Genomic DNA, 6,314 nt, shown 5'->3' with positions numbered 1-6,314 from the left:
GAAGATCGACGAATTCGTCACCAGGTACAACGAGTCCTGCAAGCCCTTCACCTGGACTGCGACAGCCGACTCGATCCTAGAAAAGATCGTGCGACTGTGTTCGCGAATTAACGGGACAGGACACTAGGCCTGGGCGACACGCACCCGTCCGGCGACTGCACGGACCCGCCCAGGCGCGGCCCGCCAGATGGCGAACGCCGAGAGAAGCGAGCAGCCGATCGCGACGCCGAATGCCACCGTGTAGCTGCCCGTGCGATCGTGCACGAAGCCCATGAACCACGGACCCACGGCGCCGCCCGCCAGCGCGCTGAGCATCAATGTCCCGAAGATGGGCCCGTAGTGCTTGCCCTCGAAGATCTCCGCGGGGATGGCCCCGATGACCGACGTGAGGCCGTAGCCGAGGGCTCCCTGGGCAATCACCATCGTGTACAGCAGCGCGACGCTCGGGTACGCCTGCAACGCAAGCAGCGCGGCATAGGCGAGGCAGAAGCCCAGGCTGCCGATCGCCCAGACGATCTCGCGGCCGACGCGATCGGACAGCCAGCCGAGCGCGATCTGTCCGGGCACGCCCGCGAGGCTCACGGCACCAAGCGCCCAGGCCGCCTCCGTCGCGCCGAAGCCGGTCTCCATGAGGTACTTGGTCTGGTGCACTTGCACCGCGTACCAGGAAAAGAGCGCGCCGAAATAGCCCAGCGCGATCCACCAGAACCGTGCGGTGCGCATGGCGCGCGCAAGCGTCCAGTCGACCGCGGCCCACGCGGGGTCGACCACGTTGGTCCGCCGGGCCTGCGCCGCGGCCGGTGTGTCGGCGTCGCCGTCGGGCGCCAGGCCGATGTCCTCGGGGAGCCGCCGCAGCAGCAGGTTCAACGGCACCAGCACGACCAGTGCCAGCACGCCTAGCAACGTGCAGGCGGCACGCCAGCCGTTCCGCTCCACGAACACCTGCAGGGCCGGGAGCATCACGATCGAGCCGAACCCCACGCCGGCAAAGGCGATGCTCATCGCCAACGCCCGGCGCCGCACGAACCAGTTCGGCAGGAACAAGGCCTGGCCGGTGTAGCCGGTGAACGTCGTCCCCGCGCCCACCAGCAGGCCGAGCGTGATGTAGACATGCCAGGGCTCGCCGGCGAAGGTGGCGAGGAGCAGGCCCGCGGCCGTCGCGCCGACGCCGATCTCCATCACGAGGCGCGGCCCATGCCGGTCCATGAGCCGTCCGAGCAAGGGGCTCAGCACGGCGGAGACCAGGAAGCCGAACGAGAACGCCCCGGCGGTCACGCCGCGCTCCCATCCGAACTCGTCCAGGATCGGCGGAAAGAGCAGCGAGAACGCCGTGCGTGCGTTGACGCAGATGGCCATCGTCACGAAGACGACGGCGACGACGATCCAGCCGTAGAAGAACGGCAGGCGCCGTGCGAGCTTTTCGATCAAGGGATGCCTCCTGTTCCGCATTCTGCCGATGGCAAGTCCAGGTTACCCGGCCTTCCCGCTCGGACCGGCATCCCATTCGCTACAGTAGCGCCCGATGCATCGAATCCCGGCCGCCCTGTTGATCGCGCTCGTGCTGGGTCTGCCCGCCCAGGCGCAACCGCAAGACCGTCCGCCGCTGCCGGAGCTGCTGCAGCGGGCAGGCGCCGGCACCAGCCGCGGCGCGCCCGACCTGGCCGGGCTCGACGCTTCTCCGGCACGCGCCCAGCAGCTGCCGTTCTTCCGCGCGGTGATGGCCGCGCCGCTCGACGCGCCGTACCGTGCCGGCGTGTTGGGCGACGACCTCCGGGACGCGGCCGGATCCCCGCGTGACCTGATCGGCTGGGCCGGGGCACTCCTGGGCGTGCGATTGCAGCGCCCGGCCGCCTGGGGCACGGCTGGGGTCGAAGCGCAACTGCGCACCGCCCAGGATCCGCTCGCGGCGAGCCTGGCGTGGATGGCGTCGACCCAAGAGGGCGCCGGCTGGGTGCCGGTGCTGCCCGATCAGGCGCAACTGCCCAACCCCTTGCGCCATGAGGTGGCGCGGGTGCTCGCCGCCATGTCGCGCTCGCACCGCTTCCTGCAACGCGCCTTCGAGCGCTTTCCCCCCGGCGTCACGCCGCAGCTGCTGCGCCGGCAAGGGCTCGACGACCTGCTCACCCAGTTCGAGACACCGGACTTCCGGCAGCTGCTGCCGCTGGTCGAGCGTGAAGCCATCCTTGCAGGCATGCTCGACCTGGTCGGGGCCGTCGAGCGGCTGCAGGGGTTCGTGAAGAACGAAGCAACACTGCCGCCCGTCGCCTGGTCGCTGCAGACGCCGTTCGGCTGGATCGTCGTCGACACCACCGGCGGCAACAACCGCCATCAGCTAAAGGATCCCTTGCTGGTGCTGGATGTCGGCGGCGACGACGACTACGAGTTCCTGGCGCCGGGCGAGACGCACAGGATCAGCGTGCTCCTGGACCATCGTGGCAACGACCGCTATGCCGCGACGGCCCCAGGCGCCGACCCTTCGAGCGCGACGCTCGGCTACGGCATCCTCTGGGACACCGAAGGTGACGACCGCTACGAAGGCACCCAGCAGGCACAGGCGTCCGCCCTCTTCGGCGCAGCGCTGCTCGTCGATGGCGGGGGCAGCAACCGCTTCGTGGCGAGCAGCCGGGCGCAGGCGCACGCGATCGGCGGCGTCGCGGTGCTGGTCAGTGCCGGCGGCGACGACGAGTTCACGGCGCAAACCTACTCGCAGGCCACGGGGGGCCCAGGAGGTGTCGCGCTGCTGGTCGATACCGGCGGCAACGATCGCTACCGCCTGACCGCCTTGCCGCTGGTACGGCCTTCGCCCCAGCTGCCGGACCGGAATACGTCCATGGGACAAGGCGCGGGCTACGGAATGCGCGGGGACTTCTTCGACGGGCGCTCCATTGCCGGGGGCATCGGCATGTTGCTGGACCTGGCGGGGAACGATCACTACGAGGCGCAGGTCTTCGCGCAGGGCGCGGGCTACTACGAGGGCCTGGGCATCCTGCTGGACGACGGCGGCAACGACCGCTTCGAAGCAGCCTGGTACGTCATGGGTGCATCGGCGCACTACGCCGCGGGGATCCTTCTCAAGCGCGGCATCGGGAACGACGTCTACCGTTCGACGCACGAGATCGCGCTGGGCGCCGCGAACGACCTCTCGGTCGGCGTGTTTGTCGATGAGGGGGGCGACGACGATTACACCGTCGGCTTTCTGAGCCTGGGCGCCGCGTACGCGAACAGCACGGGCATCTTTGCGGACGGCGCCGGCAACGATCGCTACGCCGTCGGATCCCCGACCTGCGGCTCGCTCGGGGCCGCGCACCAGCACGCGTGGGGCAACTCGCGCGAGACCTTGCCGAACCTGGGTCTCTTCATGGATCTCGGTGGTGCCGATTCCTACCCGGCGCATTGCGCGCTGGCGGCGAACGACAAGCTGTGGGCTGGCGCGCGCGTCTGGCCGCGGCTCCATCTGCGCAGCGAGGCAGCGGCAGGAATCGACGGCGAATGGGCGCTGCCCTTCCCGCTGCGCCTGCTGACCCGGCCGGCGGCGGCTACCGCTCCCAGTCGTCCAGGTGGGCAATGAGGTCGTCGATCGCGATGACCTCGCGGCGGTCGTCGTCGCCCCGGAACACGATCGCCGACCAGCCGCTCATGCCGATCGGCCGCAGGCGGTGGCCATCGATGCGCAGCTGCTGCCCGGCGACGGCCCGCATCACCACGCGCTCGTAGCGCGAGCGGGCCAGCTGCGCGGACGGCGCCAGCATGTCCCAGGTGCAGAGCTTCCCGACGTCCTCGTACTCCGCCGGCCGGTCCTCCAGATCCAGCAACGACGGACTGCGCCCGCTCAAGACGGCGCCGAGCAGCCGGAAGGTGAAAGGGTCGCACATTCGCCGGATGGGGCGCAGGAACCGGCGGACGATGCGCTCCGCCAGTGCGCGCAGGCTGAGCCCGCCATGCCGCTGCGTCCGCCACAGATCGCTGTCGATGTCGCACGTGAACGGATTCCGGGGGTAGCAGGTGTAGCGGGCCAGCCACCCCTTGCGCGATGTATGGGGCACCGGTTCGAACCCGCTGATCACGGGAATGTTGTGCGCGGCGAGCTGGTCCAGCCCATAGCTGGGCCAGGTCATGACCTCGCGCACGACGCCGGCGATCAGCGCCGCGGTGGCGATCATGAGCGAAGGGTTGGGCGTGAAATCGGACGTGATCTCGATCCGGTCGCCGCGCGGCCGCACGCCGACGCCGGTGGAGCGCCGGTTGGTCGCCAGCAGCATCACCGGCACGGGCAGGACGTAGGTGAGCAGCAGCGCCAGCTGCTCGATGGTGCGCCCGTTCGCCGGCTCCCCCGCCGGCAGCTCGAACGAGACGTTGTAGTGCGCGCTGAAACCCACGAGCCGCGTCACGTGGCCGTTGCGTGCGTCCCAGTCGTCGAGTTCGCCGCGAATGAACTGGAGCGCTTCCCACAACGAGCGCCCCGCTCGCGCCGCGCAGCCGCGTTCGATCTCGACCACCGGCGTCGCCACCTCGATGACTCCGGTGTCGAAGTAGACCGCGCCGCCGGTGGGCAGGTGATACGACGTGCCCTGGCGATGCATCAGGTCGCCACGGATGAAATCGCGTGGACTGCCGAACAGGTCTTCGGGCCGCGTCGGCTGGTCGTCCAGCATCAGGGAGCACTCGGCCTCCAGTCCCATCGCGGCCAGGCGCAGCCGGCCCGGTCCGGTGGCCTGCTCCAGCTTCTTACCGTTCTCCATGTCAGCCCACCGGGTCGAACACCGTGTAGCCGATGTCCAGGTGCAGATGGTCGTCGGCCTCGCCATCCCCCTGGCCGAAGGGACGGATCCACACGCCGGGAATGACGCGCCGCGCGATGGCCGCGTATTGCTCGATCTGTTCGCGGCCGTCGAGCAACGTGTCGCCCACGCGGTAGATGTTGGCCGCGGTGCCCCAGCAGTGCCGCGACGCATGCCGGCTCAGGGCGTGCCCCGGGGAGCGGTAGCCACCGTTCGCGGCGACATGCACGTAAGTCCCCGTCTCCAGGCGGAACAACTCGAGGGCGGCCGCCAGCAGGACCAGCGCACACGGGACGTGGCGCGGAAACCTGCGCGCTTCGGGTGCCTCTCGCACATCGACGCCGATCAGTTCCCACACCTTGAAGTGCGGCGTGAGTGGCGTTTCCATGGCCTGGGCCCAGGACTCCACCCGCAGGAACGACGATGGAAGGACACGCGCAATGTCCGAACGGTCGTGCAGCGCCTCGCCAGGACGGAGGATGCGGCGCAAATCGGCCGGCAGGTCGGCGCCGAGGACAAGAGGCAACGGCAGCGCGCTCATTGGTCTACCCTCCGCGCTACGCGCTGCGGGGCTATGAGCCTTGGGGCGGCCCGGCGGCTCACGCAACGCCCTCCGTCATGGACTCGTACACGGCGCGCGAAATGCGCGCGATCGTTTCCTGCCGGCCATTCACTTCCGGCGCCCACTCGGTGAGGATGACGACGACGTAAGCATCACGGCCGTCGAGGTACACGATGCCAGCGTCGTGGGCCACGGTCGAGATCTCGCCGGTCTTGTGCGCGACGCGCGCATCCTCCGGCAACCCGGCCGGGATGCCGGTGCGGAAGCGCTGCTGGTGCAGGATGTCGAGCATCGCCTTGCAGGCGTCCTTCGAGATGGCCTGGCCCTCGTCGATCATGCGCAGCGCGGCGCACAGGCCAGCCGCCGTGACCCGGTTGTTGAGGCCCGCCTCCCACGCCAGCTCGTCCTCCACACCACGCAGCAGGTCGATGCCCCCCAGCCGCAGGCGGGCGAGCGAGGCCCGAGCGGCCTCGATCCCGACGAGATCGAGCAGCAGGTTCGTGGCGAGGTTGCTGCTGGTCACGATCATGTGTTCGGCCAGCTCATGCACCGTCAGCATGCGGCCGATGGCGGCGTGCACTTCCGCGTTGGCGTCGCGCTCGTCCGCCACGCGAAAGGGGCGTCCGTCGACGACGCTCAGGAAACGGTTGCGCACGTGCACGCGCGAGTGCGGCTCGAACCGGCCTTGCTCGATTGCGTCATACACCGCCACGAGCACCGGCACCTTGATGGTGCTGGCCGCATGGAACCAGCGCTCCGGGTTGAGCGACCAGGCGGTGTGATGCATGAAGTCGTAGGTCGCGACCGCGATCGCGGACGCGTTGGCGTCTTCGCCGATCCGCAGGATGGTGTCGCGCAACGGGGCCTGGGTCATTTTCGGGAACAGTGGGTCTGCCAGGATGGTGGGGCCAGCGGGGAGCCATCCGCGTCAGACTGAATGCCAAAGTGCCCGGCGCCCAGCGCCGAATGTCTCT

Annotated in this window: 5 protein-coding genes and 1 pseudogene; 2 read left to right on the top strand and 4 right to left on the bottom strand. The window is 69.4% G+C overall.

What is annotated here, in order from left to right; genetic code table 11:
• A pseudogene (locus FN976_RS27145) lies at window positions 1–127 on the top strand (IS630 family transposase); the annotation flags it as partial.
• On the opposite strand, the gene FN976_RS27140 reads toward FN976_RS27145, so the two are convergent.
• Entirely contained in the window at window positions 124–1,428 is a 1,305-nt protein-coding gene (locus FN976_RS27140) for an MFS transporter (protein WP_222432894.1), read from the bottom strand. The pseudogene FN976_RS27145 and the gene FN976_RS27140 overlap by 4 nt on opposite strands.
• 94 nt (window positions 1,429–1,522) lie before the next feature.
• Here FN976_RS27140 and FN976_RS27135 point away from each other — a divergent pair, with 94 nt between their 5' ends.
• A complete protein-coding gene (locus FN976_RS27135; protein WP_145896927.1) occupies window positions 1,523–3,568 on the top strand; it encodes a hypothetical protein in 2,046 nt (681 codons plus the stop codon).
• Here FN976_RS27135 and FN976_RS27130 read toward each other — a convergent pair.
• The 3 genes from FN976_RS27130 to FN976_RS27120 are packed head-to-tail and all read right to left on the bottom strand — an operon-like array spanning window position 3,537 to window position 6,214.
• Window positions 3,537–4,739, bottom strand: coding sequence for a hypothetical protein (locus tag FN976_RS27130; RefSeq protein ID WP_145896925.1), 1,203 nt, complete (start codon window positions 4,737–4,739; stop codon window positions 3,537–3,539). The two genes, FN976_RS27135 and FN976_RS27130, sit on opposite strands and share 32 nt — an antisense overlap.
• A gap of 1 nt (window position 4,740) precedes the next feature.
• The gene (locus FN976_RS27125; RefSeq protein ID WP_145896923.1) at window positions 4,741–5,319 is read right to left on the bottom strand and encodes a hypothetical protein; all 579 of its coding nucleotides are present in this window, start codon (window positions 5,317–5,319) and stop codon (window positions 4,741–4,743) included.
• A 58-nt stretch (window positions 5,320–5,377) separates the two neighbouring features.
• Entirely contained in the window at window positions 5,378–6,214 is an 837-nt protein-coding gene (locus tag FN976_RS27120; protein WP_145896921.1) for a serine hydrolase, read from the bottom strand.
• Between the last annotated feature and the right edge of the window lie 100 nt (window positions 6,215–6,314).

Source organism: Caenimonas sedimenti, from assembly GCF_007833165.1.
GTDB classification, from domain to species: domain Bacteria; phylum Pseudomonadota; class Gammaproteobacteria; order Burkholderiales; family Burkholderiaceae_C; genus Ramlibacter; species Ramlibacter sedimenti.
The sequence above is the reverse complement of the archived record's forward strand: the minus strand, read 5'-3'. Positions and strand labels throughout refer to the sequence as shown.